Raw genomic sequence first — 23837 nt, 5'->3', positions numbered from 1 at the left:
GATCCTGATTGAGAGCACGGCGGGAAAATGGCGCAGGCCGCCTCGTTTCATGCCACCGAGGCGGCGGCCGCGCGGCCGGCGCTGCGGCCGGAAAAGATGCAGCCACCAAGGAAGGTGCCTTCCAGCGCCGCATAGCCATGCACGCCACCGCCGCCGAAACCGGCGGCCTCGCCGACGGCATAGAGCCCCGCGACAGGCTGGCCGTCGGCACCCAGCACGCGGCTGTCGAGGTCCGTCTGCAGGCCGCCCAGCGTCTTGCGGGTCAGGATGTTGAGGCGGACCGCGATCAGCGGGCCATTGGCCGGATCGAGCATCTTGTGCGGCTTGGCCGTGCGGATCAGCCGGTCGCCGAGATAGGCGCGCGCGCCGCGCAAGGCGGTGATCTGCATGTCCTTGGAGAACGGATTGTCGAGCTGCCGGTCGCGGGCGCGGATTTCGCGCTCGACCTGGGCCAGTTCGAGCAGCGGTTCGCCGCCGGCCAGCGCGTTCATGCGCGCGACCAGCGTCGGCAAGTCGGCCTCGACGATGAAATCCTCGCCCTTCTCCATGAACGCCTTGACCGGACCCGGAATGCCCGACGTGGCGCGGCCGAGCACCTGGCGCCAGCTCTTGCCGGTCAGATCGGGGTTCTGCTCGGAGCCCGACAGCGCGAACTCCTTCTGGATGATCTTCTTGGTCAGGATGAACCAGGAATAGTCGAAGCCGGTGCTCATGATGTGGGAGAGCGTGCCCAGCGTGTCGAAGCCGGGATAGAGCGGCACCGGCAGGCGCTTGCCGCGCGCGTCGAGCCACAGCGATGACGGACCGGGCAGGATGCGGATGGCATGGTCGGTCCAGATCGGTGCCCAGTTCTTGATGCCTTCGACATAGTGCCACATGCGGTCGCGGTTGATGATCGAGCCGCCGGCCTGTTCCGTGATTGCCAGCATGCGGCCATCGACATGGTCGGGCACGCCGGTGATCATGCGCTTGGGCGCCGCGCCCAGCCGCTGCGGCCAGTTTTCGCGGACAAGCTGATGGTTGGCGCCGATGCCGCCGGAGGCGACGATCACCGCTTGCGCATGAAGCTCGAAATCGCCGGCGACATCGCGCGAACTCTTGTGGCCGCGCTCGACGGGACTCGGCTGCAGGATGTGGCCGCGCACGCCGTCGACAGTCGCGCCCGTGCGGGTCAATTCATTGACGCGGTGGCGGAATTTGAAGCGGATCAGCCCACTTTTCTCGGCCTCGCGCACGCGCTGGACGAAGGGTTCCAGCACGCCAGGGCCGGTGCCCCAGGTGATGTGGAAGCGCGGCACCGAATTGCCGTGGCCGATGGCATTGCCGCCGCCGCGCTCGGCCCAGCCGACGACGGGAAAGAACTTTAGGCCGCGCTGCAGGAGCCAGGAGCGCTTTTCGCCGGCGGCGAAGCCGACATAGGCTTGCGCCCATTTGCGCGGCCAGTAATCCTCCGGCCGATCGAAAGCGGCAGTGCCAAGCCAGTCCTCGAGCGCCAGATCATGCGAATCGCGGATGCGCATGCGCCGCTGCTCGCGCGAATCGACGAGGAAAAGACCGCCGAACGACCAGAACGCCTGGCCGCCCAGCGACTGCTCCGGCTCCTGGTCGACGATGATGATTTTCTTGCCGGCCTCGGCAAGCTCGGCGGCGGCAACCAGCCCGGCAAGGCCGGCGCCGACAATGATCACGTCCGCATCGTCAGCCATCTTTCCTCCCAGAATTAGCCGGCTACCTTAACGTAAGGAGTCAGACGGTCTCCCAGCCGTCCGTGCCGCCGGCGCGGAAGATGGCGTCGATGACTTTTTGATTGAGCACGGATTCCTCCAGCGTGAAGACGCGCTCCTTGCCGCCCTGTGCCGCACGCGCGAAGGTCTCGACCTCCAGCCGGTACTGCTGTGTGCCGGGAAAACGGAACACTTGCGCCTCGGTGTGGTTCTGGTTGTGCAACTCGACGCGATGGTGGTCGTAGAGCCCAGCGTTGAAGGGCGAGAACACCTCGATGAACCCCTTCTCGCCGTGGAACACCATCACCTGGCGCGCCGCCATCTGCGTCGACAGGTAGAAGGACAGTTCGAAGTCGCCGAAATCGACGCGGATCGAGGAGTAGATGTCGGTGCCGAATGTCTTGTCGCGCTCGATCGTCGCCTGCACGCGCACCGGCTCCTTGCCGGTGGAAAAGCGCGTCGACACGGTCGGGTAGACGCCGATGTCGGGCAGCGCGCCACCGCCGAGGTCGAGCTGGTTGCGCATGTTGTTGGGGTCGACATTGTAGTAGGAGAAGGCGCCCTGCACATGGCGCAGCCGGCCGATGGCGCCGCTGGCGATGAGATCGCGCACCTTGATCCATTGCGGGTGGTAGATGACCATGAAGGCTTCGCAGACCAGCACCTTCTTCTGGTCGCGCAGTTTGATCAGCGGAAGGATGTCCTTGGCGTCGAGCGCCAGCGGTTTTTCGACCAGCACATGCTTGCCGGCTTCGATGGCCTTGGCCGCCCATTCGACATGCTGCGAGGTCGGCAGCGGGATGTAGACGCCGTCGACCTCGCTGGAGGCAAGCAGGTCCTCATAGGAGCCGAAGGCATGGCGTGCACCGAAGCGCTCGGCCAGCGCCTTGGCCTTCGACAGGTCGCGGCTGGCGATCGCCGACAGCACGCCGTTCTCCGCCTCGACCATCGCCGGCAACAAATGCTCGCGGCCGATCTTGGCCGTCGACAACACACCCCATCGGAACATCAGGCTTCTCCATCACGACTACAGGCGATGAGGTTTGCCCGAAATCACAGGAAAAGCCAATTGGAGACTGGTCCTGCCAACCACAGCTTCGTCATCCTCGGGCTTGACCCGAGGATCCATGCCGCGACATCCGCCGAGGAATGCAGCGGAATGGATTCTGGACGGTCGCAACACCTTGATGTCGCGGCATGGATCCTGGGGTCTGCGCCGCGTCGCTTCGCTCCTTGCTTCGCCCCAGGATGACGACGCGAGAGGTGTCTCTGCCAATCGCGAAGGTGTGTGATTGCCGACAGAGAAGCTAGCCCCTTTTACCTGTGAGCGTCATGTCGAAATCAACAATGTTCGAATAGATCGGCGTGCCGACATCCATGCCGTAGCGCGACCTGAGCACCTTGCCGGTGACATGAAATTTTATCGTGCCGGCCTTGAGCCCGCCAAGCTCGGCCGTGAATTTTTCCGGGAACGTCTTGCCACGCGCCGTCAGCCGGCCGGTGACGAGGGCCGTGGTGTCGCTGGTGCGGGTCACGCTGGTCGAGCGGAACTGGATTTCCGGGCTGTTGGCGCTGTCGAACACCGCGTCGGAGCGCAGGAAGGCATCGATGCGGCCCTGGCCGGTGCCGACGCTTTCTGGAAAGATGGTGAAATTGACCTGCGAGCGACCGACATCGCCGTTGTCGATGCGGATCGAGCCCTTGAAGCGGGCGAAGGCGCCATTGAGGCCGCCGCCGCCGACCTTGCCGATGGAAAAGCGGATGCTGGAGTTGGCCGGGCTGATCGAATAGCTGCCGGCGGCGTCACCAAGCGCGACGGCCGCTGAAACAGGCATGGCAAGGCAAGCGGCGACCGCCGCAAATCCGAGGATGCGCGTGTACATGGGGGTGTTCCTTGTTGGAGGCAGCGCATTTCCTGCGCCCTCCCCCCATGAACGAATGAACCGCCCGCTCTATTCCTGATCTGACGAAGGCGTGATCATGCGCGTGAGCACGCCATCCCTGAGCTGGAAATGGTGCCGCAGTGCCGCTGCGGCATGGAGGGCGACCAGGGCGATGCCGGCATAGGCGAGATACCAATGCGCCGCCGCCCAGAAGCTTTCGGCGCCATCCGATTCGGCCAGCGGCAGGTTCGGCATAATGAACAGATTGAAAGGCAGGCTGGGGATCTCCAGCATCGACACCGACACCAGCGCCCAGCCGGACAAGGGCAAGGCAAGCTGAAACGCGTAGAGCGCAAAATGCGCCAGCGGGGCGGCCCGACGCTCCAGGGTTCCGACCGAGCGCGGCAGCGGCGGCCATACATTGCCAAGGCGCCAGGCGATGCGCAGCATCACCAGCCCGAGCAGCAGAAAACCGAAGGATTTGTGCAGCTGGATCAGTTCGAAGGCGGTGCGCTGGCTGGTCAGCCGCACCATGATGAAGCCAAGCCCGAACTGGCCGATGAAGATCAGCGCGATCAGCCAGTGGAGGAGGATCGTCGCCCAGCCGTAGCGGGTTGGAGTGTTGGTGATTGATGCTTGCATGATTGGCAAACGCCGCCGAGCTACGCTTTCTTCCCGACGCCAGCGCTGCCCCTCATTGCCCTGCCGGGCATTTCTCCCCGTAAACGGGGAGAAAGAAGCGGTGGTGCCCCTCGGTGCTCATTCTGCAACGTTGGTGATTGGCGAAAGCGTCGACGGGAGTGTCCCTCGCCCCGTTTACGGGGAGAGGATGCCGGCAGGCAGGTGAGGGGCAGCACCAAGGTCGGCAAAGTGAATTTACGCCGAAGCGACTGCTTAATTTCGTGATCGCATCGCTACCCGCTCACCTTGAAGAAATCGACGAAAGCACGCAGCGCCGGGCGCATCTGGCGGCGGCTGGGGTAGTAAACGAAGAACCCGTCGAAGGACGGGCACCAGTCCTCCAGCACGCGAATCAGCCTGCCGGCGGCCAGCGGGGCGCGGACATAGTCCTCGAAGACGAAGGCGAGCCCGGCGCCGTCGACCGCTGCCTGCGCGATCAGATGGTCCTCGTCGAGGATCAGGGGCCCTTGCGCGGAGATTTCGATTTCCTCGCCGCCCTTCGCGAATTCCCAGCGGTAGAGAATGCCGCTGGAGAAGCGGAAGCGAATACAGCGATGGTCGGCTAGGTCGCGCGGGTGGCCTGGTCTTGGCATGGCATCGAAATAGGATGGCGCGCCGACCACCGAGCCGCGAATGTCCGGCCCGATGCGCACCGCGATCATGTCGCGCTGCAGGCTCTCGCCGAGCCGCACACCGGCATCGAAACCGCCTTCGACGACATCGGTGAAGCGGTCCTCGATGACGATCTCCAGCACGATGTCGGGATAGGCCGCGGCAAATGCGCCGAGCCGTGGCGTCAGCACCAGATGCGCTGCCGTGCGCGGCACGCTGAGCCGCAGATTGCCGGCCGGCCGGTCGCGTGCCTCGACCGCCGTCTCCAGCGCCAGGTCGATCTCCGACAGTGCCGGCCGCAGCCGCTCCAGCAATTGCGCACCCTCTTCGGTGGGCGCAACGCTGCGCGTGCTGCGCGACAGCAGGCGAACGCCAAGCCGCGCTTCCAGGCTGGACACCGCATGGCTGACCGCCGACGGCGCGATGGCCAATTCCCTGGCGGCGCCGCGAAAGCTGCCGCATTGGGCGACGGTTGCAAGCACCGCGAGTTGTGACAGATGTGCTCGGTTCATTGATCTGTTTTCTAGAACGGCCCGTACTTAGATGAGCCGATTATCGAACACAAGGCAATGCGCTATCTCCTAGGCATCACAACAAGGAGACGCGTGATGCAAACCCGCAAGCTAGGAACTGAACTCGAAGTCTTCCCCGTCGGCCTCGGCTGCATGGGCATGAGCTTTGTCTATGGCGGTCAGCCGGAGGCCGAGGCGATCGCCACGCTGCACCGCGCCGTCGAGATTGGCGTCAACTTCTTCGACACGGCGGAAGTCTATGGCCCCTACGAGAACGAGATCCTGCTCGGCAAGGCGCTGAAGTCGGTGCGTGACAAGGTGACCATCGCCACCAAGTTCGGCTTCAAGATCCTGGAGGAAGGCACCGGCATTGACCGCATGGCCGGCGTCGACAGCCGCCCCGAGCACGTCAAGGCCGTCGCCGAGGCGTCGTTGAAGCGGCTGGGCACCGATGTGATCGACCTCTATTACCAGCACCGCGTCGACCCCAACGTGCCGATCGAGGATACGGTCGGCGCCATGGCCGCGCTGGTGCGCGAGGGCAAGGTGCGCGCGCTCGGCCTGTCGGAGGCGAGTGCCGCAACCATCCGCCGGGCCCATGCCGTGCATCCGATATCAGCCGTGCAGAGCGAGTATTCGCTGTGGAGCCGCGACCCGGAAGATGAGGTGTTCGCCGTCTGCCGCGAGCTCGGCATCGGCTTCGTTCCCTACAGCCCGCTCGGCCGTGGCCTGCTGACCGGCACGATCGCCAAGCCTGAGGCCTTGAGCGACGACGACTGGCGCCGCGGCCTGCCGCGCTTCCAGGCCGACGCGATGGCCGCCAATGCCGCCGTCATCGCCACGCTGGAGAAGATGGCGGCAGAAAAGGGCGTAACCTCGGCGCAACTGGCGCTGGCCTGGGTGCTGCACCAGGGCGATTTCATCGTGCCGATCCCCGGCGCGCGGAAGATCCGCCACCTTGAGCAGAACACGGCGGCGGCCGGGATCGCGCTGAGCGCGGCCGAGGTGCAGGCCATCGGTGATGCGCTGTCGCCGGATAAGGTTATGGGTAAGCGCTATACGGAGGAGCTTCTGGCGCTGGTGAATGGGTGAACGGCGGTCGGCGCGAAGAAGGGGCGCTTCAGCGCCCTTTCTTCAACGCCGCGCGATGCGGATGATTGTGAAAGGTTGGCGCGAAGCACCCCCCTCTGTCCTGCNNAGAGGGGGGTGCCTCGCGCCTACATCTCCTACCAAGGCACCACGCAAATCTCCGGCCATGCCTCCCGTGCCCGCGCCCCCTTCGCCTCGTGCGTCCGTTGGTTGTCCGTCACCCGGTTGGGCGTGATGCGAAACGAGAAGATATCGTCGAGCCCGAACGGCGCCACCAGCTCCAGCTGCCCGTCCGCATCGTATCGCACACCGACCGCGTGGGTCTTCGAAGCAAAATAGCTGAGCGGTTCGCTGGCGCTCGAATAGCGTGGGCAGGGTCGGCCGAACTTCTGCGGATACCACAGATGCACCCGCGCCTGGTTGCGCACCTCGACCGGCAGCGCCAACCCCTCAAAATGCTTCGCCGCCCGCCGGATCACGGCGTCCTCGGCCTCGTAGGACAGGTCGCTGTCATCGAAGTAGAAGAGATCAACATCCTTGATGCCGTAGCCCGATGGCTTACCGGTCAGGTGGTTCCAAACGCTGTTGTAGAGCGCGCCGGACACCACCAGCCAGTCCGGCAGCGCCAGCGCGCGTGCCCGCTCCAGCGCATCGCGGACCAGCGGATCCGCCAACACGATGGCGAGGAACGCTTCGCGTTGTGCTTCGAACGGGAGCCCGGAATAGCGCAGATGATCCATCACCCTTTGGAGGGCGATTCGCTACTTCCGGGCAATCCTCAAAAAAGGCAAATGCGTAGAGCGGCGTTGGCCGCTCTACGTCCTCAGAACGCCGCCGGTCTGCTTGCCGACATTTTCGACGATGCGCTTGGCCAGCGCCTCGAAATCCTCGTCGGTCAGCGTCTTTTCGACCGGCTGGATCGACACTTCGATAGCGATCGATTTCTTGCCCTCGCCGAGCGACGCGCCTTCGAAGATGTCGAACACCGAAACGCCTGTGATCAGCTTTTTGTCGGCGGCGAGTGCGGCGCGAACCAGCGTGCCGGCCTCGACCGCCTTGTCGACGACGAAGGCGAAGTCGCGCTTCACCGCCTGGAAGGCCGACAGCTCCAGCTTGGGCTTGGTTTTCGTCGGCTTGGCTTTCGGCTCGGGCACGGCATCGACGAAGACTTCGAAGCCGCAGAGCGGGCCGGAAACGTCGAGCCCTTCCAGCGTCTTCGGGTGGAATTCGCCGAAGGTGCCGAGCACGGTTTTCGGGCCGAGCTTGATGGTGCCCGAACGGCCGGGATGATACCAGGCCGGACCACCCGCCTCGATCTGCAGCCGCTCGACCGGTGCACCGCAGGCTTCCAGTGCAGCGATGGCGTCGGCTTTGGCGTCGAACACGCCGACCGGGCCTGAATTGCCGGCCCAGTTGCGGCCGGAGCCGTCGAGCTTTGCGGTACCGCGGCGCACGCCGGCGGCCACGCGCCGCTGCTGGTCGGCGCCGTCGCCTTCATAAGTGCCCGACACTTCGAACAGCGCCACGTCGCCAATGCCCTTGTCGGCATTGCGCTGGGCAGCGGCGATCAGCCCCGGCAGCAGCGAGGGCCGCATGTCGGACATGTCGGCGGCGATCGGGTTGGCAAGCTTCAGCGCGGTCTGGCCGCCGCCGAACAGTTCGGCGTGTTTGGCCGGAATGAACGACCAGGTGACGGCCTCCATCATGCCGCGCACGGCAAGCGCGCGCTTGGCGGTGCGGGTACGGACCTGCAGCGTGGTGAGGATCTTTGCGTTGACCGCGTCATGCGCACCGAGCGGCTGCGGTGCGATGTTGTCGACGCCGTGGATGCGCATGACCTCCTCGACCAGGTCGGCCTTGCCGTCGACATCGGGGCGCCATGACGGCACGGCGACGTTGACGACATCGCCCGAGCCCTCAGGCTTGAAGCCGAGGCGCGACAGGATGTCGAGGCTTTCCGCCCTGGGAACCTCGATGCCAGTCAGCCGCTTCACTTCCGAAAGCGGGAAGGAAACGATCTTCGGCTTGTGTTCGGTGTAGCCGGCGACTTCGATCTCCGTCGGCATGCCGCCGCAGAAATCGAGCACCAGTCTGGTCGCCAGTTCGACGCCGGGCACCATGAATTCGGGGTCGACGCCACGTTCGAAGCGGTAGCGCGCATCGGTGATGATGCCGAGCGTGCGACCGGTGCGGGCCGTGGTGATCGGGTCCCAAAGGGCGGATTCGATCAGCACATCGGTCGTATTCTCGTCGCAGCCCGAATGCTCGCCGCCCATGATGCCGGCGATCGATTCGACGCCGTTGTCGTCCGCTATGACGCACATTTCCGGCGTCAGCGTGTATTCGCGGCCATCGAGCGCCTGTACCTTTTCGCCATCGCGCGCACGCCGCACGACGAGATTGCCGGCGACCTTCTTGGCGTCGAACACATGCAGTGGACGGCCGCGGTCGAAGGTGACGTAATTGGTGATGTCGACCAGCGCGCTGATGGGTCTCAGACCAATGGCGATCAGCCGCTGCTGCAGCCATTTCGGCGACGGGCCGTTCTTGACGCCCTTGACCAGCCTGAGCGCAAAGCCGGGGCAGAGCTCCGGCGCCTCGATCGTCACCTTGACCGGGCACATGCCGCTGCCGACATGCGGCATGATGGCGCCGCCGACGAGGCGGCCAAGCCCGCTCGCCGCCAGATCCCTGGCGATGCCGTAGACGCTGGTGGCGTCCGGCCGGTTCGGCGTCAGATTGATCTCGATCAGCGGATCGTCGATGTGCGCGTAGGCAGCGAAGCTCGTGCCGACAGGCGCGTCTTCAGGCAGGTCGATGATGCCGTTGTGTTCGTCGGACAGCTCCAGCTCGCGCTCGGAGCACATCATGCCGTGGCTTTCGACGCCCCTGATCTTGCCGACCGTCAGCGTCACGTCGATGCCGGGCACATAGGTGCCGGGCGCGGCGAAGGCGCCGATCAGTCCCGCGCGGGCGTTGGGCGCGCCGCAGACGACCTGCACGGGTGGCTTGCCGTCGCCGGTGTCGACGGTCAGCACGCGCAGCCGGTCGGCATCGGGGTGCTGAACCGCCGTCAGCACCCTGGCGATGACGAAGGGCTTCAGGCTCGACTTGTCGTCGACATGCTCGACTTCGAGGCCGATCGAGGTCAGCCGCTCGACGATCTCGTCGAGCGTGGCGTCGGTCTCGAGGTGGTCCTTGAGCCAGGAAAGGGTGAATTTCATTTTTTTCTCTTTGGCTACACTATTGGAACGAGCGCTTGAACTTCGTCTGTGGTCAGGTCGGATTTCTCAAAACAATCAGCTCGCATAGAGCGACAAACCTCTGCGACGAGCCGTCGAACTTCGTTCACATCTCGATTGTGACGATCATGGTTCGTTTCGGCGTAGAAGCGTGAAAGAGCGCCCACTCGCTGTATGACCGGATCTGAGCCGACCACGAGGAGCTCGACTTCGCTCTGATAATAGCTACGACGCACTTCCTCTACACGTTCTGGACTATCTGACATTGCCATGAACGCGTTTAGATAGTTGCAGTAGGCTGACCGCCTGATCTCAACCAACGCGGTGCGCCTATCGATGTACTTTTGATAGGCATACGTGCCAGCAGCGCCAGCAATTGAAAGCGCCGTTGCGAGAAGGGGGAGCAAGTCGGCGTTTAACGTCATAACCCTTCCCTTGGTCTGGGCACGCTGGTTTTCAGATGTCTCGGCAAATCGTCGGAGATATGCACGAAGGCAAGCTGCTCGCTGACATAGGCATGCTGAGTCGGCTCAAAATCGGCAGGCACGTCCATGGCGCCGAGCATGAAGTAGATGTCGTCCTCCAGCCGCTCGTCGACATAGGCGATGGGCGAGCCGCAGACGCCGCAGAACGAGCGCGTCACCGGCCCGTTCTCGTACATCTTCAGCGCCTTGCCGGTGAACGCGACCTGATCGACCAGGAAGCCGACAAAGGCCGATACCGGCGCGCCGCTGGCCCGCCGGCAATCGCCGCAATGGCAATAGCTGACATGGTGCGGTTCGGCCGAGGCCTCGAACCGCACGGCGCCGCAGCGGCAGCCGCCGGTGTGCGGCGCTGTCATGCGCTTAGGCCCCCGAACAAGGTCGGCATGTCGAGCGGCCTGAAGCCGTAATGCGACAGCCAGCGGACATCGGCGTCGAAGAAGGCGCGCAGGTCCGGCATGCCGTATTTCAGCATGGCGATGCGGTCGATTCCCATGCCCCAGGCAAAACCCTGATATTCGTCCGGATCGAGCCCACCATGGCGCAGCACATTGGGGTGCACCATGCCGCAGCCGAGGATCTCCATCCAGTCGGAGCCTTCGCCGAAACGCACTTCGCCCGGCCTGGAGCGGTCGCACTGGATGTCGACCTCGAGGCTCGGTTCGGTGAACGGGAAGAAGGACGGCCGGAAGCGCATTTTCACCTGCGGCACCTCGAAGAAGGCCTTGCAGAACTCCTCCAGCACCCACTTCATGTTGGCGACATTCGCGGTCTTGTCGATCACCAGCCCCTCGACCTGATGGAACATCGGCGAGTGGGTGGCGTCCGAATCCTGCCGGTAGGTTTTTCCAGGAATGACGATGCGGATCGGCGGCTTCTTCGTCTCCATGGTGCGGATCTGCACCGGCGAGGTGTGGGTGCGCAAAAGCTTGCGCTCGCCCTTCTCGTCCGGCGGGAAGAAGAAGGTGTCGTGCATCTCGCGCGCCGGATGGCCTTCGGGGAAATTCAGCGCGGTGAAATTGTAGTAATCGGTCTCGATATCCGGCCCTTCGGCGATGGAGAAGCCGAGATCGCCGAAGATCGCCGCGATCTCGTCGATGACCTGGCTGATCGGGTGGATGCGGCCGCGCTCGGCCGGCGACTGCCGCACCGGCAGCGTCACGTCGACCTTTTCGGCGGCCAGGCGCGCGGTGATCGCCACATCCCTGAGTTCGGCCTTGCGGGCCGTCAGCGCATCGGTGACGCGGTTCTTGAGGCCGTTGATAACAGGACCCTTGACCTGGCGCTCCTCGGCACTCATCGCGCCGAGTGTCTTCAGCATCTCGGACACGGTGCCCTTCTTGCCGAAAGCAGCGATGCGCACGGCCTCGATGGCCGGCTCATCGGCGGCCGACGCGATGTCGGCCAGAAGTGAATCTTCCAGGGCTTCAAGATTTCCAGCAGTGGCGTTCACGGCGAAGCTCTCTCGATCGGGCGACCCACCATCACCGGGCGTGTCACCATTTTGGTTACATCAGGCATAAGAAAAACCCGCGCCAGCCGTGCCAGCGCGGGTTCCCCAAATCAGAATTGCGAATGCTTGGGAAGCGCTGGTCTTAGGCGACAGCGCTTTCAAAAGCGTTCGGCGTGGTGTTCTTCAGATATTCGAGCGCCACCTTGGCCTTGGCGACCAGGGCTGCGAAAGCCTGCGGCTCGTGGATGGCCATGTCCGACAGGATCTTGCGGTCGATCTCGATGCCCGACTTGTTGAGGCCGTCGATGAAGCGGCCATAGGTCAGGCCATGCTCGTGCGTCGCGGCGTTGATGCGCTGGATCCACAAAGCGCGGAACGAGCGCTTGCGGTTCTTGCGGTCGCGATACGCGTACTGCATCGACTTTTCCACCGCCTGCTTGGCGATGCGGATGGTGTTCTTGCGGCGGCCGTAGAAGCCTTTCGCGGCTTTCAGGACCTTCTTGTGCTTGGCGTGCGAGGTGACGCCTCTCTTTACGCGTGCCATGTCATGATCTCCTTAAAACGTGTCCGGACCGAATGCCTTAGAGGCCGTTCGGAAGAAAATTCTTGATGACCTTCTTGCCATCCGGTTCAGCCAGAACCATCGTGCCGCGGGCATTTCGAATGAACTTGTTGGAACGCTTGATCATGCCGTGACGCTTGCCGGCCGCAGCCGACAGGACTTTACCCGTACCTGTGATCTTGAACCGCTTTTTGGCAGCGGACTTGGTCTTCATCTTGGGCATTTTGCTACTCCGTATTGTTGGCGCACTATCGCGCTTCTTGTTCGCTTCGGGCCGACCAAAGCCCGAAAAGCAAATGAAACCGCCACGGCATGCCCTGCCGGGCGGTTTTCTTGAACGGCGGTCCTATACGTCAAAGACGGCCCGCGCGCAACACCTGCAGTGCGCGAGCACCGGAAGCGCGGGTTTCAGCCGTTCGCAGGCAGCCTCACCTGAATATCGGTAAACCCTAAGGCAGCCGGAACAGCACCGGCAACATGCCCGACTGCTGGGCGCCGTCGATCAATTCGAAGGCCGGCAGCGCGACCAGGAACACCAGGCCGTCGAGCAGCGTGGCCAACAGCAGGCGCGGCTTGAAGCTGCCCGTATCGCCCTCCTGGTAGAGCGACAATTTCGGGAAGAAGCGCGGCACCCGCTCCAGATAGGCCTGGTACGTGGCGCCGAGCGCTTCCTTGAGGAATTTCTCCTCGCGCAGGATGACGATGTGGAAGGCGCCCGCGCACAAAAGCCCGAAAAGAATGATGCCGGAGAACGAGCCGATCTGCGCTCCGACGCCGGCCGCGGCCACGGTCGAGAACACATAGAGCGGGTTGCGGGTGATCGAGTATGGTCCGCCGGTCACCACCTCGGAAGCCTTGCGCCCGCCTATGTAGAGCGTTGCCCAAAGGCGCCCGACGATGCCGAGGAAAATCAGCAGCACGCCGAACATTTCGATCGACTCATGCACCGGTGTGTCGGGCGGAAACGTCGATTGGCCGAACAGCAGCGCTGCGAACAGCACGGCCACGAGCCCGGTAAGCACCATCCTGCGCGTATGCTGGTAGTTACCCAGCCCGTATTTAAGTTCTTTGTCCAAGGTGGAATCCGATCGTCGAGGAACTTGGCCAGCGATCGCAGCCTCGGCCAAGAAAACAGGCGTCCCGCCGATCGCCGGGACGCCCTGTAACACAATTCAGGCGGATTTAGAGCCCGATGACCAGCCTGACGTCATCGTGATCTCAGATGTGTTGATATTCGGCACATCTTAGCGCGGCGACAGCACCATCATCATCTGGCGGCCTTCGAGCTTCGGTTCCGCCTCGACCTTGGCGATGGTCGCTACTTCCTCGCGGACCTTGTTCAGAAGCTGCATGCCGAGTTCCATATGCGCCATTTCGCGGCCACGGAACCGCAGCGTCAGCTTGACCTTGTCGCCTTCCTCGAAGAAGCGGCGAACCGCCTTCATCTTGGTCTCGTAGTCATGGCTGTCGATGTTCGGGCGCATCTTGATCTCCTTGATCTCGATGACCTTCTGGTTCTTGCGCGCCTCGGCCGCCTTCTTCTGGTTGGCGTATTTCAACTTGCCGAGATCGAGGATCTTGACGACGGGGGGCACCGCGTTGGGCGATATCTCGACGAGATCGAGCCCAGCCTCTTCGGCGAGCAGCAATGCGTCGTTGATGGAAACATCGCCGCGGTTCTGGCCTTCGGCGTCGATAAGCTGGACCCGGGGAACCCGGATGTCACGGTTGGAGCGCGGGCCATCCTTGGTCGGCGCCGCTGCTTTGAAAGGTCTGCGAATGGTCGTGGTCTCCTTGGCCGTTTCGTTCAGGGTTTGTCAGTGTTGATGCGTGGACGCGCCAATGTGGTGAGCGCGCGGGCGGAGTCAATAGCACAGCATTGACAGAAAATCACCCTGATCGCTGCCCTGCACCAAACAAAGAAACATCGCGAGCACTTTCCGCCTCGCCGCCGGCTGTGCCACAAGACCGACGTTGAGGAAAAAGTCATGACTGTCACGCCCCCCGTCTTTATCGATGTCGATGGATCGCGCATCGCGGTGCGCCATACGGCTGGCTCTGTGCCCGGCATCGTCTGGCTCGGCGGCTACAAGTCGGACATGCTGGGCACGAAGGCCGAGACGCTGTCGGACTGGGCGGCAAGAGAAGGCCGCGCCTTCCTGCGCCACGATTATTCCGGCCATGGCGAATCCGGTGGCGCCTTTGCCGACGGCACGATTTCGACATGGCTTGCGCAGAGCCTTGCCGTGTTCCGGCATTTCACCAAGGGCAAGCAGATCCTGGTCGGCTCCTCGATGGGCGCCTGGATCGCGCTGCGCATGGTGCAAGAGCTGCGCAAGGCAGGCGATAGCAACGTCGCCGGCCTGGTGCTGCTGGCGCCGGCGCCGGATTTTACCGCCGAACTGGTCGAACCGGTGCTGACGCAGGCGCAGAAGCGCGACCTGACGGAGAAAGGCTTCTTCGAAGAGCCGTCAGATTATTCCGCCGAGCCTTACATCTACACGCGCTCGCTGATCGAGGACGGACGCGACAACCTGATAATGACAGGCCCTCTCGACACCCATTGCCCAGTGCACATCCTGCAGGGCCTGGCCGATGCGGACGTGCCGGCAAGCCATGCGCTGAAGCTGGTCAGCCTGCTGCCGGCCGACGACGTGACCTTGTCGCTGATCCCCGACGGCGACCACCGCCTGTCGCGGCCGCAGGATCTCGACATGCTGATGCGGGCCGTCGACGCGATGGCGCAGAGGGGAAACTGATGCGCCTTTCCATTCCGATACACGCGTTCGTCGCGGCCATCGTCGGCTTTGGCGGCACGCTGGCCATCGTCATCGCAGCCGCCAAGGCAGTCGACGCGACGCAGATCGAGACGGCGAGCGGCGTTACCGCCCTCTGCCTGGCCATGGCGATCGAGTGCCTGTGGCTGTCGTGGCGCACGAAGATGCCTGTCATCACCGCATGGTCAACGCCGGGCCTGGCGCTGATCGCGGCCTCGAGCGGCTTTTCGATAAACGAGGCGGTCGGCGCCTTCATTGTCACCGGCATCTTGTTGATCGCCACCGGCCTGTTCGGACCCCTGACGCGGCTGATCGCCAGGATACCGGCGTCGGTCGCATCGGGCATGCTGGCCGGCATCCTCGTCAGTTTCGCCATCAACGCGGTCAAGACCATCCCCGCCGATCCCTGGCTGATCCTGCCGCTGATCGCCGCCTTTTTCGTCATCAGGCTGTTCAATCCGGCGGTGTCGGTGCTGGTGGTGCTGATCGGCGGCGGCCTTGCGGCATTTCTCACCGGCCGCGTCGGCGGCCTGCCGACACCGGAACTGTCGACGCTGACACTGATCGCGCCGCATTTCAGCGCTGCCGCGATCATCGGCCTGGCGCTGCCGCTCTATCTCGTCACCATGGCTTCGCAGAATCTCTCCGGCCTGGCCGTGCTGCGCGCCGCCGGCTATCACCCGGAGCCGGGCCCGCTGATCGGCGTCACTGGCCTGTTTTCGCTGCTGTCGGCGCCGTTTGGCGGCTCGACCACCAATCTGGCGGCGATTTCGGCTGCGATCTGCACCGGGCCTGACGTCCATCCGGACCCCGCCGAACGCTGGAAGACCGGCCCGTTCTATGCGCTCGCCTATCTCGTCTTTGCCATTTTCGGCGCTTCGCTGGTGGCGATCTTCGCCGTCCTGCCGCAGAGCCTGATCGTGCTGGTGGCGGGTCTCGCGCTGATGGCGCCGCTTGCCAACGCTTTGTCGATCGCCTTGAAGGACGAAGGTCACCGAATGGCCGCCACCGTCACCTTTGCCGTCACCGCTTCGGGTTTGACGCTGTTCGGCGTCGGCGCGGCATTCTGGGGCCTGGTCGCCGGGGTGGTCGTGCTTTTCCTCGAAGAACTCAAAATGCGACAATCATTTCAGCCGCTTGTCCGGATTTGGCGGACATTGTCCTGAATCGTTTTCCCGCTTCCATCCCGATTCCACGCAGCCGTGCCGCACCTGAATGCACTCAGCCATTACGGAATGTATAGGCATACCCATTGATGGCCGGAGCGCCGCCGAGGTGGGCGTAGAGCACCTTGGATCCCGCAGGAAAATAGCCTTTGTTCACGAGATCGATCATGCCCTGCATGGATTTTCCCTCATATACCGGATCCGTGATCATGCCTTCGAGGCGGGCACAGAGACGGATTGCTTCCTTCGTCTCCTGTGAGGGGACACCATAGGCTGGGTAAGCATAGTCCTCGATGAGCACGACGTCGTCCGCATTGAGTTCCTTGTCGAGTTCGACCAAAGCTGCTGTGTTCCTCACGATCTCAAGCACTTGCGCCTTGGTCTGCGTCGGGGTGCCTGATGCGTCGATGCCAATCACCTTACGTTCGCGACCGTCCTTGGCGAAGCCGACCACCATGCCGGCATGGGTAGAGCCGGTGACGGTACAGACGACGATGTAGTCGAAGGCAAGGCCGAGTTCCTTCTCCTGCGCGCGCACCTCTTCGGCGAAGCCGACGTAGCCCAGGCCGCCATATTTATGCACCGAAGCCCCGGCCGGAATCGGATAAGGTTTGCCGCCTCTGGCTTTCACGTCCGCGATCGCCTGTTCCCAGCTTTCCCTGATTCCGATATCGAAGCCCTCATCGACCATCTGGACATCTGCGCCCATGATCCGGCTCAAAAGGATGTTGCCGACGCGATCGTAGACGGCGTCCTCGTGGGGCACCCAGCTTTCCTGCACCAAGCGGCATTTCATGCCGATTTTCGCTGCGACAGCTGCCACCATGCGCGTGTGGTTGGATTGAACGCCGCCGATCGAAACCAGCGTGTCGGCGTTTGAGGCGATCGCGTCCGGGATAATGTATTCGAGCTTGCGCAGCTTGTTGCCGCCGAAGGCGAGGCCGGAATTGCAATCTTCCCGCTTGGCGTAGAGATCGACCTTCCCGCCGAGATGAGCACTGAGCCGATCCAGTTTCTCGATATGGGTCGGTCCAAATGTGAGCGGATAGCGTTCGAACTTCTCCAACATGAGAGATCCTCCTCTGATTGTGATTTTGATGCCGGAAACACTATCAGTTTTCTCTTGAAAGGTGCTCTCTAAGATCGAGCAGAAAATGCCTGAAATCTAACCTTTCAGCGTCAATATGTTATAATGCTTCGATAAAATGCCTCAAAGGCGGAAGAACCTTTCATGAAAGCATCGCTCGACCGGATCGACCTCAAAATGTTGCGCCTGCTCCAGGACAATGGGCGGTTGACCAATGCGGAGTTGGCGCAGTCGGTTGTTGTCAGCCCGGCGACGTGCCACCGCCGCACGCAACGCTTGTTCGATGAAGGCTACATCAGCCATGTCAGGGCAGTGGTGACGCCGCAGAAGGTCGACAGAGGCGCGCTGGTGATGGTTGGCGTCGTCCTGGATCGCTCGACCCCGGAAAGCTTTGCGGAATTCGAGAAGGCCGTCGCGAAACTGAAATTCATTCTCGATTGCCATCTGGTGGCAGGCGACTTCGACTATTTTCTAAAGATCAGGGTCGGTGACATGGCGGATTTCAACCGGATCCACGGGGATCAGTTGATCGCACTGCCCGGCGTTCGTCAGACGAGGACGTTCTTCGTGATGAAGGAGGTCGTCGATAACGCGGCCCTGGATTTTTGAAAGGAATGGGTTCCCTGCCGATGCATCAAACCATTGTACCGCCGGCGGCATTGCCACTGTTCTTCATGCCTGGTCGTGCTTTTCCTCGAAGCACTCAAAAAGCAACAATCATTTCAGATGCTTGTCCGGTTTTGGCGGACATTGTCTTGAATCGCCGTTTTTCTCTTCCCATTTCGATTCCACGCAGCCGGGTTTGGCTGTCTCCAACCGAAGGAATGGGAGAAAATGAACACATCTGCATTGATCCGCCCGGCCTGGACGCCGGCAACCATCGCGTTGATGGTGATCGGGTTCATGGTGTTCTGGCCACTCGGCTTCGCCATGCTTGCCTACATCATCTGGGGCGACCGCCTCGACGGCTTCAAGCGTGACGTCAACCGCGCGACCGACGGCATCTTCGCCGGCTGCCGCCGCGGTTCCGACAAGGCCGCGCGCTGGGGCAATGGTTCCGCCCGCACTGGCAACGTCGCTTTCGACGACTGGCGCGAAAAGGAACTCGAGCGCCTGAACGAAGAGCGCCGCAAGCTCGACGAGATGCTGACCCAGTTCGACGAGTATGCAAGGGAATTGCGCCGCGCCAAGGACCAGGACGAGTTCGACCGCTTCATGGCCAACCGCAACAAGTCGACGGCGCCGACGAAGACGGATCCGAGCACCGGAACGACGACCACCAAGCGTGGCAAAGGCTCGAACCTGCTTGACGACTGAGGCCAAGCGACAGGCCACATCGTGAAAAAAACGGCGTCGCGCGAGCGGCGCCGTTTCTTTTTTGTTCTATTCGTTTTCCTCGAATCACGTATCGTTGCGCCATGTCATTCGGCTTCTTCCGCAATCTGACAAAGCCCAAACCCGCGCCTGTCGAAGAGCGCGAGCATGTCGTTGCCGGCCGCTCATTGCCGCTCAAGATCGTCGAGAACGACCGCGCGCGGCGGCTGACGCTGCGCATCGATTCCGGCGGCCGGGGCCTGCGCATCACCGTGCCGCCGGGCCTGCGCCGGGGCGAGGTGGAAAAATTCCTCGACCGCCATCAGGACTGGCTGGAACAGCGGCTGGCCAAGGTGCCCGCCCGACCGCAGGTGCGGCCCGGCATCAAGATTCCGGTGCGCGGCGTGGCGCACCGCATCGTCCATGAGCCTTCGAAACGCGGCACCGTCACCGTGTCGCGCGACGAGCGCGGTCCGCTGCTGATCGTGCATGGCGATCGCATCCACCTGCCGCGTCGCATCGCCGATTTCCTCAAGCGCGAGGCCAAGCGCGAGATCGAGAAGCTGGTGGTCAAGCACACCGAGGCGCTGGGCAAGCGCGCCAAGGCGATCCGCTTCAAGGACACCTCAAGCCGCTGGGGCTCCTGCACTTCCGACGGCAATCTGTCGTTTTCCTGGCGCATTATGATGGCGCCGGCGCCGGTCATCAATTATCTCGTCGCGCATGAGGTGGCGCATCTCAAGGAGATGAACCACGGCCCGAAATTCTGGAAGCTGTGCGAGCAGCTTTGCCCCGACACCGAGCGCTGCAAGGCATGGCTGAAGCGCAATGGCGGCGCGCTGCAGGCGATCGCGTTCGAGTAGAGGCAGCCGGGCGGCACGTCGAGCGCAGTAGGCTACTCGCGCGACCCTTGGAGATTGGCGAAGCCATCTCCAACGTCGTCATCCTAGGGTTTGCGCTCCGCTTCGCATCGCTCCGCCCTAGGATGACGAAATTCAATCGTCATTCGCCGCGTTGAGATCCTCCGGACGCAGCCCCTCATCGCCATGATGCGGCCACGGCAAAAAATTGCCGTCAAACGCATCGCTGCCAAAATAATCCAGTGCGCGGTGCGCCTCGGCGCCATTGAAGGCGGCCTTGTCCATCAGGTGCGCAATGACCTCGCGCGCCTGCGTGATCTTCTGCCTGAGTTCGGCAACGGTTCTGTCGGCCATGATCGTGCTCCCGCCTTGCATCCTGTCCATCCATAGGTAGCGCCTTTGGCGTTGCCGGCAAACAGCATGCTTTTTCTCGACTCTTTTCGCTTTTCATGCCAATTCCCGCGCCATGGCACTCGACATCAAGATCTGCGGCTTGAAGACCGACGGGGCAATGGCCGCGGCGCTGGCCGGCGGCGCCAGCCATGTCGGGTTTATTTTCTTCGCCAAAAGCCCACGCTATGTCGACCCTGCCGAGGCTGGCCGTCTGCGCGAGGCTGCGCGCGGCAAGGCTTTGGCGGTTGCCGTCACCGTCGATGCCAGCGACGCCTTCCTGGATGAAATCGTTGCCAAAATGCAGCCTGACATGCTGCAGCTGCACGGCGCGGAAACGCCCGAGCGCGTGGCCGAGGTCAAAGCCCGCTATGGCCTGCCGGTGATGAAGGCGCTGCCGCTCAGCGAGACTGCCGATCTCGAGCGGATAAAGCCGTTCATCGGCATATCAGACCGGTTCCTGTTCGACGCCAAGCCGCCGAAAGGCTCGGAACTGCCGGGTGGCAATGGTGTTGCCTTCGACTGGCGCATTCTTGTCGGCCTTGACGGCGGCGTCGATTACATGCTTTCCGGTGGGCTCAACGCCGCCAATATCGGCGATGCCCTTCGGCTTGCCAACCCGCCCGGAATAGACATTTCCTCAGGCGTGGAAAGCGCGCCGGGCGTCAAGGATCCGGCGCTGATCGAACAGTTTTTCCGGGCCGTCCGGGCAGCACGCGACGACCGCGCCGCCTAAAGCCCTAAACGACAAGCCAGGAGATCGGCGATGAACAAGCCGGCGACGCCCAATTCCTTCCGCACCGGACCCGACGAACAGGGTATGTTCGGCATTTTCGGCGGTCGTTTCGTTGCCGAAACGCTGATGCCGCTGATCCTCGACCTGGAGCGGAACTGGAACGAGGTCAAGAACGATGCGGATTTCAGGGCTGAACTGACTGACCTGTCGACCCACTATGCCGGGCGGCCCTCGAAACTCTATTTCGCCGAAGGGCTGACCAAGCATCTTCGTGAGGTTTCCTCGGCGAAGGGCCTCGGGGGCGGCGCAAAGGTCTATTTCAAGCGCGAGGACCTGAACCACACCGGGTCGCACAAGATCAACAACTGCCTCGGCCAGATCCTGCTGGCCAAGCGCATGGGCAAGAAGCGCATCATCGCCGAAACCGGTGCTGGCCAGCACGGCGTGGCCTCGGCCACGGTCGCGGCCCGCTTCGGCTTTCCCTGCGTTGTCTATATGGGCGCCACCGACGTTGCCCGGCAAAGCCCAAATGTCTTCCGCATGAAGCTGCTCGGCGCCGAAGTGCGGCCGGTGACCGCCGGCCACGGTACGCTGAAGGACGCCATGAACGAGGCGTTGCGCGACTGGGTGACCAATGTCGAGGACACGTATTACCTGATCGGCACCGCCGCCGGCCCGCATCCCTATCCGGAGCTGGTGCGCGACTTCCAGTCGGTGATCGGCATCGAGGCGCGGGCGCAGATCCTCGAACAGGAAGGCCGGCTGCCGGACACCATCATCGCCGCTGTCGGCGGCGGTTCGAATGCCATCGGCCTGTTCCATCCCTTCCTGGACGACAAGGAGGTGCGCATCATCGGCATCGAAGCCGGCGGGCGCGGCCTCGACGGCATCGAGCATTGCGCCTCGATGAATGCCGGAAAACCCGGCGTGCTGCACGGCAACCGCACCTACCTCCTGCAGAATGCCGACGGCCAGATCATGGACGGCCATTCGATCTCGGCCGGCCTCGATTATCCCGGCGTTGGCCCGGAGCATTCCTGGCTGCGCGATTCAGGCCGCGTCGAATATGTACCCATTCTCGACGACGAGGCGCTGGAAGCCTTCAAGCTGACGACGCGCGTCGAAGGCATCATTCCGGCGCTGGAATCGGCGCATGCCATCGCGCATGCGGTGAAGATCGTGCCCGCCATGGACAAGGACCAGATCGTCATCGTCAATCTGTCCGGCCGTGGCGACAAGGACGTGCACACGGTGGCCTCGATGCTGGGCATGGAGATCTGATCATGACCACCCGCATCGACCGCCGCATGGCAAAGCTGAAGACCGAGGGCCGCCCGGCGCTCGTCACCTATTTCATGGGCGGCGACCCGGACTACGACACCTCGCTGTCGATCATGAAGGCACTGCCGGGCGCAGGCGCCGACATCATCGAGCTCGGCATGCCGTTTTCCGATCCAATGGCCGACGGCCCAGCGATCCAGGCGGCGGGCCTCAGGGCGCTGAAAGGCGGCCAGACGCTGGTCAAGACGCTGAAGATGGCGTCGGAGTTCCGGACCGGTGACAATGAAACGCCGATCGTGCTGATGGGCTACTACAATCCGATCTACATCTATGGCGTCGACCGCTTCCTCAAGGACGCGATCGCCAGCGGCATAGACGGGCTGATCGTCGTCGACCTGCCGCCGGAGATGGACGAGGAACTCTGCATTCCGGCGCTGAAAGCCGGCATCAACTTCATCCGGCTGGCGACGCCGACCACCGACGACAAGCGCCTGCCCAAGGTGCTGCAGAACACGTCGGGCTTCGTCTACTACGTCTCGATGACCGGCATCACCGGCTCGGCGCTGGCCGACACCGGCAAGGTGGCGGCGGCGGTCAAGCGCATCAAGGGCCATACCGACCTGCCGGTCTGCGTAGGCTTCGGTGTCAAGACCGCCGAGCAGGCTCGCGTCATCGGCGCCAATGCCGATGGCGTCGTCGTCGGCACCGCGATCGTCAATGCGGTGGCCAATGTGCTGGGGCCGAAGGGCGAGAAGACCGCCGACCCGGCCGAAGCCGTCGCCACGCTGGTCAGCGGCCTTGCGCAAGGTGTGCGCTCGGCCCGCCTTGCTGCTGCCGAATAGTTCTCCTACCTCAGCTTTTGCGCATGTCGTTATCCCAAAACCGGTTTCCACTTTTGGGCGACATGCACTAGATCGGTTCACCGTTTCAAGGAACGCCGAACCGCTCTATCTTTCAGTTTACCGCAATTCCGGACGGAAAACCGCTTCACACTTTTCCTGGAATTGCTCTAACTCTTCGTCAGGACAGGAGCCGAAGCGATGAACTGGATCACCAATTACGTTCGCCCGAAGATCAATTCGATGCTCGGCCGGCGCACCGACATGCCCGAGAATCTCTGGATCAAGGATCCGGAGACCGGCGAGATGGTGTTCCACAAGGATCTGGAATCCAACCAGTTCGTCATTCCCTCATCAGGCCATCACATGAAGATCTCGGCCAAGGAGCGGCTGAGGTTCTTCTTCGACGACGGCAAATACGAGACCCTGGACAACCCCAAGGTCATGCAGGATCCGCTGAAATTTCGCGATGAGAAGCGCTATGTCGACCGGCTGAAGGACGCCAAGGCCAAGACCGGCCTGGAAGACGCGATCATCAATGCGCTGGGAACCGTCGAGGGCCTGCCAGTTGTGGTCACGGTGCAGGATTTTGCCTTCATGGGCGGCTCGCTCGGCATGGCCGCTGGCGACGCCATCGTGCATGGCTTTGAGGCTGCGCTGCAGCGCAAACGGCCGCTGATCCTGTTTGCCGCTTCCGGCGGCGCCCGCATGCAGGAAGGCATTTTGTCCCTCATGCAATTGCCGCGTACCACGGTCGGTGTCGACCGGCTGAAGGAAGCCAGCCTTCCCTACATCGTCGTTTTGACCAACCCGACCACCGGCGGCGTCACCGCCTCCTACGCCATGCTGGGCGACGTGCACATAGCCGAGCCCGGTGCGCTGATCGGCTTTGCCGGACCGCGCGTCATCGAGCAGACCATCCGCGAGAAATTGCCGGACGGCTTCCAGCGCTCCGAATATCTGATGGAGCACGGCATGGTCGACATGGTGGTGTCGCGGCTGGAGCTGCGCGAAACCATCGCGCGCCTGCTCAAGATGCTGCTCAAGCTGCCGGAAGAACAAAAGCCGCTGGAGCCGGAAATCCTGCCGCCGGCAACAATTCCGGCCGAGGCACGTCCACAGGCCTGACGCGACAAGAAGCGCCGCG

At 62.9% G+C, this 23837-nt stretch carries 26 protein-coding genes; 10 read left to right on the top strand and 16 right to left on the bottom strand.

Annotated elements, in window-relative coordinates; all coding sequences use genetic code 11:
- Window positions 1–47: 47 nt before the first annotated feature.
- The 5 genes from FCU66_RS14520 to FCU66_RS14500 form a co-directional block, all read right to left on the bottom strand.
- Window positions 48–1706, bottom strand: coding sequence for an FAD-binding dehydrogenase (locus FCU66_RS14520; protein ID WP_136616453.1), 1659 nt, complete (start codon window positions 1704–1706; stop codon window positions 48–50).
- A gap of 40 nt (window positions 1707–1746) precedes the next feature.
- A complete protein-coding gene (locus FCU66_RS14515) occupies window positions 1747–2733 on the bottom strand; it encodes a Gfo/Idh/MocA family protein (RefSeq protein WP_136616454.1) in 987 nt (328 codons plus the stop codon).
- Window positions 2734–3031: 298 nt separating this feature from the next.
- Window positions 3032–3607 (bottom strand): YceI family protein, encoded by a 576-nt coding sequence (locus tag FCU66_RS14510; protein ID WP_136616455.1) that lies wholly within the window; start codon window positions 3605–3607, stop codon window positions 3032–3034.
- Between the two features lie 69 nt (window positions 3608–3676).
- Entirely contained in the window at window positions 3677–4249 is a 573-nt protein-coding gene (locus tag FCU66_RS14505) for a cytochrome b (RefSeq protein ID WP_136616456.1), read from the bottom strand.
- A gap of 272 nt (window positions 4250–4521) precedes the next feature.
- Window positions 4522–5412 carry a LysR family transcriptional regulator gene (locus FCU66_RS14500; RefSeq protein WP_136616457.1) on the bottom strand — a complete coding sequence of 297 codons (891 nt, stop codon included), beginning with the start codon at window positions 5410–5412 and terminating at the stop codon, window positions 4522–4524.
- Window positions 5413–5508: 96 nt separating this feature from the next.
- Between FCU66_RS14500 and FCU66_RS14495 the strand changes: the two genes are divergently transcribed.
- Complete coding sequence (locus FCU66_RS14495; protein ID WP_136616458.1) at window positions 5509–6504, top strand: aldo/keto reductase; 996 nt, start codon at window positions 5509–5511, stop codon at window positions 6502–6504.
- Window positions 6505–6638: 134 nt separating this feature from the next.
- Here FCU66_RS14495 and FCU66_RS14490 read toward each other — a convergent pair whose 3' ends face one another.
- From FCU66_RS14490 to infC, 9 genes are all read right to left on the bottom strand, one after another.
- A complete protein-coding gene (locus FCU66_RS14490; protein ID WP_136616459.1) occupies window positions 6639–7241 on the bottom strand; it encodes a nucleotidyltransferase family protein in 603 nt (200 codons plus the stop codon).
- Between the two features lie 75 nt (window positions 7242–7316).
- A complete protein-coding gene (pheT, locus tag FCU66_RS14485; protein WP_136616460.1) occupies window positions 7317–9725 on the bottom strand; it encodes a phenylalanine--tRNA ligase subunit beta in 2409 nt (802 codons plus the stop codon).
- Between the two features lie 14 nt (window positions 9726–9739).
- Window positions 9740–10168 (bottom strand): hypothetical protein, encoded by a 429-nt coding sequence (locus FCU66_RS14480; RefSeq protein ID WP_136616461.1) that lies wholly within the window; start codon window positions 10166–10168, stop codon window positions 9740–9742.
- Entirely contained in the window at window positions 10165–10584 is a 420-nt protein-coding gene (locus tag FCU66_RS14475; protein ID WP_136616462.1) for a GFA family protein, read from the bottom strand. Before FCU66_RS14475 ends, FCU66_RS14480 begins: the two co-directional genes overlap by 4 nt.
- The gene (gene pheS, locus FCU66_RS14470) at window positions 10581–11678 is read right to left on the bottom strand and encodes a phenylalanine--tRNA ligase subunit alpha (RefSeq protein ID WP_136616463.1); all 1098 of its coding nucleotides are present in this window, start codon (window positions 11676–11678) and stop codon (window positions 10581–10583) included. Before pheS ends, FCU66_RS14475 begins: the two co-directional genes overlap by 4 nt.
- A 142-nt stretch (window positions 11679–11820) precedes the next feature.
- Window positions 11821–12222, bottom strand: coding sequence for a 50S ribosomal protein L20 (gene rplT / locus FCU66_RS14465; RefSeq protein ID WP_023672281.1), 402 nt, complete (start codon window positions 12220–12222; stop codon window positions 11821–11823).
- A 37-nt stretch (window positions 12223–12259) separates the two neighbouring features.
- Entirely contained in the window at window positions 12260–12463 is a 204-nt protein-coding gene (rpmI, locus tag FCU66_RS14460) for a 50S ribosomal protein L35 (RefSeq protein ID WP_006201248.1), read from the bottom strand.
- Between the two features lie 226 nt (window positions 12464–12689).
- On the bottom strand, window positions 12690–13316 hold the full coding sequence (locus tag FCU66_RS14455; protein WP_136616464.1) for a methyltransferase family protein: 627 nt from the start codon (window positions 13314–13316) through the stop codon (window positions 12690–12692).
- A gap of 168 nt (window positions 13317–13484) precedes the next feature.
- Window positions 13485–14021 carry a translation initiation factor IF-3 gene (gene infC / locus FCU66_RS14450; protein WP_013528312.1) on the bottom strand — a complete coding sequence of 179 codons (537 nt, stop codon included), beginning with the start codon at window positions 14019–14021 and terminating at the stop codon, window positions 13485–13487.
- A gap of 207 nt (window positions 14022–14228) precedes the next feature.
- Here infC and FCU66_RS14445 point away from each other — a divergent pair, with 207 nt between their 5' ends.
- Complete coding sequence (locus tag FCU66_RS14445) at window positions 14229–14999, top strand: alpha/beta hydrolase (protein ID WP_136616465.1); 771 nt, start codon at window positions 14229–14231, stop codon at window positions 14997–14999.
- On the top strand, window positions 14999–16183 hold the full coding sequence (locus FCU66_RS14440) for a benzoate/H(+) symporter BenE family transporter (RefSeq protein ID WP_136616466.1): 1185 nt from the start codon (window positions 14999–15001) through the stop codon (window positions 16181–16183). Before FCU66_RS14445 ends, FCU66_RS14440 begins: the two co-directional genes overlap by 1 nt.
- A 55-nt stretch (window positions 16184–16238) precedes the next feature.
- On the opposite strand, the gene FCU66_RS14435 is transcribed toward FCU66_RS14440, so the two are convergent.
- Window positions 16239–17252, bottom strand: a complete 1014-nt coding sequence (locus tag FCU66_RS14435) for a 1-aminocyclopropane-1-carboxylate deaminase (RefSeq protein WP_136616467.1) — start codon at window positions 17250–17252, stop codon at window positions 16239–16241.
- Between the two features lie 162 nt (window positions 17253–17414).
- Here FCU66_RS14435 and FCU66_RS14430 point away from each other — a divergent pair, with 162 nt between their 5' ends.
- From FCU66_RS14430 to FCU66_RS14420, 3 genes are all read left to right on the top strand, one after another.
- Window positions 17415–17879, top strand: coding sequence for an Lrp/AsnC ligand binding domain-containing protein (locus FCU66_RS14430; protein WP_136616468.1), 465 nt, complete (start codon window positions 17415–17417; stop codon window positions 17877–17879).
- 225 nt (window positions 17880–18104) lie between these two features.
- Window positions 18105–18587, top strand: a complete 483-nt coding sequence (locus FCU66_RS14425) for a DUF2852 domain-containing protein (protein WP_136616469.1) — start codon at window positions 18105–18107, stop codon at window positions 18585–18587.
- 101 nt (window positions 18588–18688) lie between these two features.
- On the top strand, window positions 18689–19447 hold the full coding sequence (locus tag FCU66_RS14420) for a M48 family metallopeptidase (RefSeq protein WP_136616470.1): 759 nt from the start codon (window positions 18689–18691) through the stop codon (window positions 19445–19447).
- A 132-nt stretch (window positions 19448–19579) separates the two neighbouring features.
- Here FCU66_RS14420 and FCU66_RS14415 read toward each other — a convergent pair whose 3' ends face one another.
- Window positions 19580–19798, bottom strand: coding sequence for a hypothetical protein (locus FCU66_RS14415; protein WP_136616471.1), 219 nt, complete (start codon window positions 19796–19798; stop codon window positions 19580–19582).
- Between the two features lie 112 nt (window positions 19799–19910).
- Here FCU66_RS14415 and FCU66_RS14410 point away from each other — a divergent pair, with 112 nt between their 5' ends.
- The 4 genes from FCU66_RS14410 (at window position 19911) to accD (ending at window position 23818) form a co-directional block, all read left to right on the top strand.
- Window positions 19911–20570, top strand: a complete 660-nt coding sequence (locus FCU66_RS14410; RefSeq protein ID WP_136616472.1) for a phosphoribosylanthranilate isomerase — start codon at window positions 19911–19913, stop codon at window positions 20568–20570.
- A gap of 30 nt (window positions 20571–20600) precedes the next feature.
- Window positions 20601–21851, top strand: a complete 1251-nt coding sequence (trpB, locus tag FCU66_RS14405; RefSeq protein WP_136616473.1) for a tryptophan synthase subunit beta — start codon at window positions 20601–20603, stop codon at window positions 21849–21851.
- 2 nt (window positions 21852–21853) lie between these two features.
- A complete protein-coding gene (trpA, locus tag FCU66_RS14400) occupies window positions 21854–22693 on the top strand; it encodes a tryptophan synthase subunit alpha (RefSeq protein WP_136616474.1) in 840 nt (279 codons plus the stop codon).
- A gap of 198 nt (window positions 22694–22891) precedes the next feature.
- Complete coding sequence (accD, locus tag FCU66_RS14395; protein ID WP_136616475.1) at window positions 22892–23818, top strand: acetyl-CoA carboxylase, carboxyltransferase subunit beta; 927 nt, start codon at window positions 22892–22894, stop codon at window positions 23816–23818.
- Window positions 23819–23837: the final 19 nt, after the last annotated feature.

The organism is Mesorhizobium norvegicum, assembly GCF_004919685.1.
Classification (GTDB): Bacteria; Pseudomonadota; Alphaproteobacteria; order Rhizobiales; family Rhizobiaceae; genus Mesorhizobium; species Mesorhizobium norvegicum.
The sequence above is the reverse complement of the archived record's forward strand: the minus strand, read 5'-3'. Positions and strand labels throughout refer to the sequence as shown.

Bases quoted from the DNA above. Each gene is read 5' to 3' on its own strand.
- FCU66_RS14430 (WP_136616468.1), top strand. From the start codon at position 17,415: ATGAAAGCATCGCTCGACCGGATCGACCTCAAAATGTTGCGCCTGCTC.
- pheT (WP_136616460.1), bottom strand. From the start codon at position 9,725: ATGAAATTCACCCTTTCCTGGCTCAAGGACCACCTCGAGACCGACGCC.
- rplT (WP_023672281.1), bottom strand. From the start codon at position 12,222: ATGGCACGCGTAAAGAGAGGCGTCACCTCGCACGCCAAGCACAAGAAG.
- accD (WP_136616475.1), top strand. From the start codon at position 22,892: ATGAACTGGATCACCAATTACGTTCGCCCGAAGATCAATTCGATGCTC.
- rpmI (WP_006201248.1), bottom strand. From the start codon at position 12,463: ATGCCCAAGATGAAGACCAAGTCCGCTGCCAAAAAGCGGTTCAAGATC.
- FCU66_RS14415 (WP_136616471.1), bottom strand. From the start codon at position 19,798: ATGGCCGACAGAACCGTTGCCGAACTCAGGCAGAAGATCACGCAGGCG.
- FCU66_RS14495 (WP_136616458.1), top strand. From the start codon at position 5,509: ATGCAAACCCGCAAGCTAGGAACTGAACTCGAAGTCTTCCCCGTCGGC.
- FCU66_RS14475 (WP_136616462.1), bottom strand. From the start codon at position 10,584: ATGACAGCGCCGCACACCGGCGGCTGCCGCTGCGGCGCCGTGCGGTTC.
- FCU66_RS14515 (WP_136616454.1), bottom strand. From the start codon at position 2,733: ATGTTCCGATGGGGTGTGTTGTCGACGGCCAAGATCGGCCGCGAGCAT.
- FCU66_RS14510 (WP_136616455.1), bottom strand. From the start codon at position 3,607: ATGTACACGCGCATCCTCGGATTTGCGGCGGTCGCCGCTTGCCTTGCC.
- FCU66_RS14520 (WP_136616453.1), bottom strand. From the start codon at position 1,706: ATGGCTGACGATGCGGACGTGATCATTGTCGGCGCCGGCCTTGCCGGG.
- FCU66_RS14490 (WP_136616459.1), bottom strand. From the start codon at position 7,241: ATGGATCATCTGCGCTATTCCGGGCTCCCGTTCGAAGCACAACGCGAA.
- FCU66_RS14420 (WP_136616470.1), top strand. From the start codon at position 18,689: ATGTCATTCGGCTTCTTCCGCAATCTGACAAAGCCCAAACCCGCGCCT.
- FCU66_RS14425 (WP_136616469.1), top strand. From the start codon at position 18,105: ATGAACACATCTGCATTGATCCGCCCGGCCTGGACGCCGGCAACCATC.
- FCU66_RS14440 (WP_136616466.1), top strand. From the start codon at position 14,999: ATGCGCCTTTCCATTCCGATACACGCGTTCGTCGCGGCCATCGTCGGC.
- FCU66_RS14445 (WP_136616465.1), top strand. From the start codon at position 14,229: ATGACTGTCACGCCCCCCGTCTTTATCGATGTCGATGGATCGCGCATC.
- trpA (WP_136616474.1), top strand. From the start codon at position 21,854: ATGACCACCCGCATCGACCGCCGCATGGCAAAGCTGAAGACCGAGGGC.
- FCU66_RS14435 (WP_136616467.1), bottom strand. From the start codon at position 17,252: ATGTTGGAGAAGTTCGAACGCTATCCGCTCACATTTGGACCGACCCAT.
- FCU66_RS14505 (WP_136616456.1), bottom strand. From the start codon at position 4,249: ATGCAAGCATCAATCACCAACACTCCAACCCGCTACGGCTGGGCGACG.
- trpB (WP_136616473.1), top strand. From the start codon at position 20,601: ATGAACAAGCCGGCGACGCCCAATTCCTTCCGCACCGGACCCGACGAA.
- FCU66_RS14410 (WP_136616472.1), top strand. From the start codon at position 19,911: ATGGCACTCGACATCAAGATCTGCGGCTTGAAGACCGACGGGGCAATG.
- FCU66_RS14480 (WP_136616461.1), bottom strand. From the start codon at position 10,168: ATGACGTTAAACGCCGACTTGCTCCCCCTTCTCGCAACGGCGCTTTCA.
- FCU66_RS14500 (WP_136616457.1), bottom strand. From the start codon at position 5,412: ATGAACCGAGCACATCTGTCACAACTCGCGGTGCTTGCAACCGTCGCC.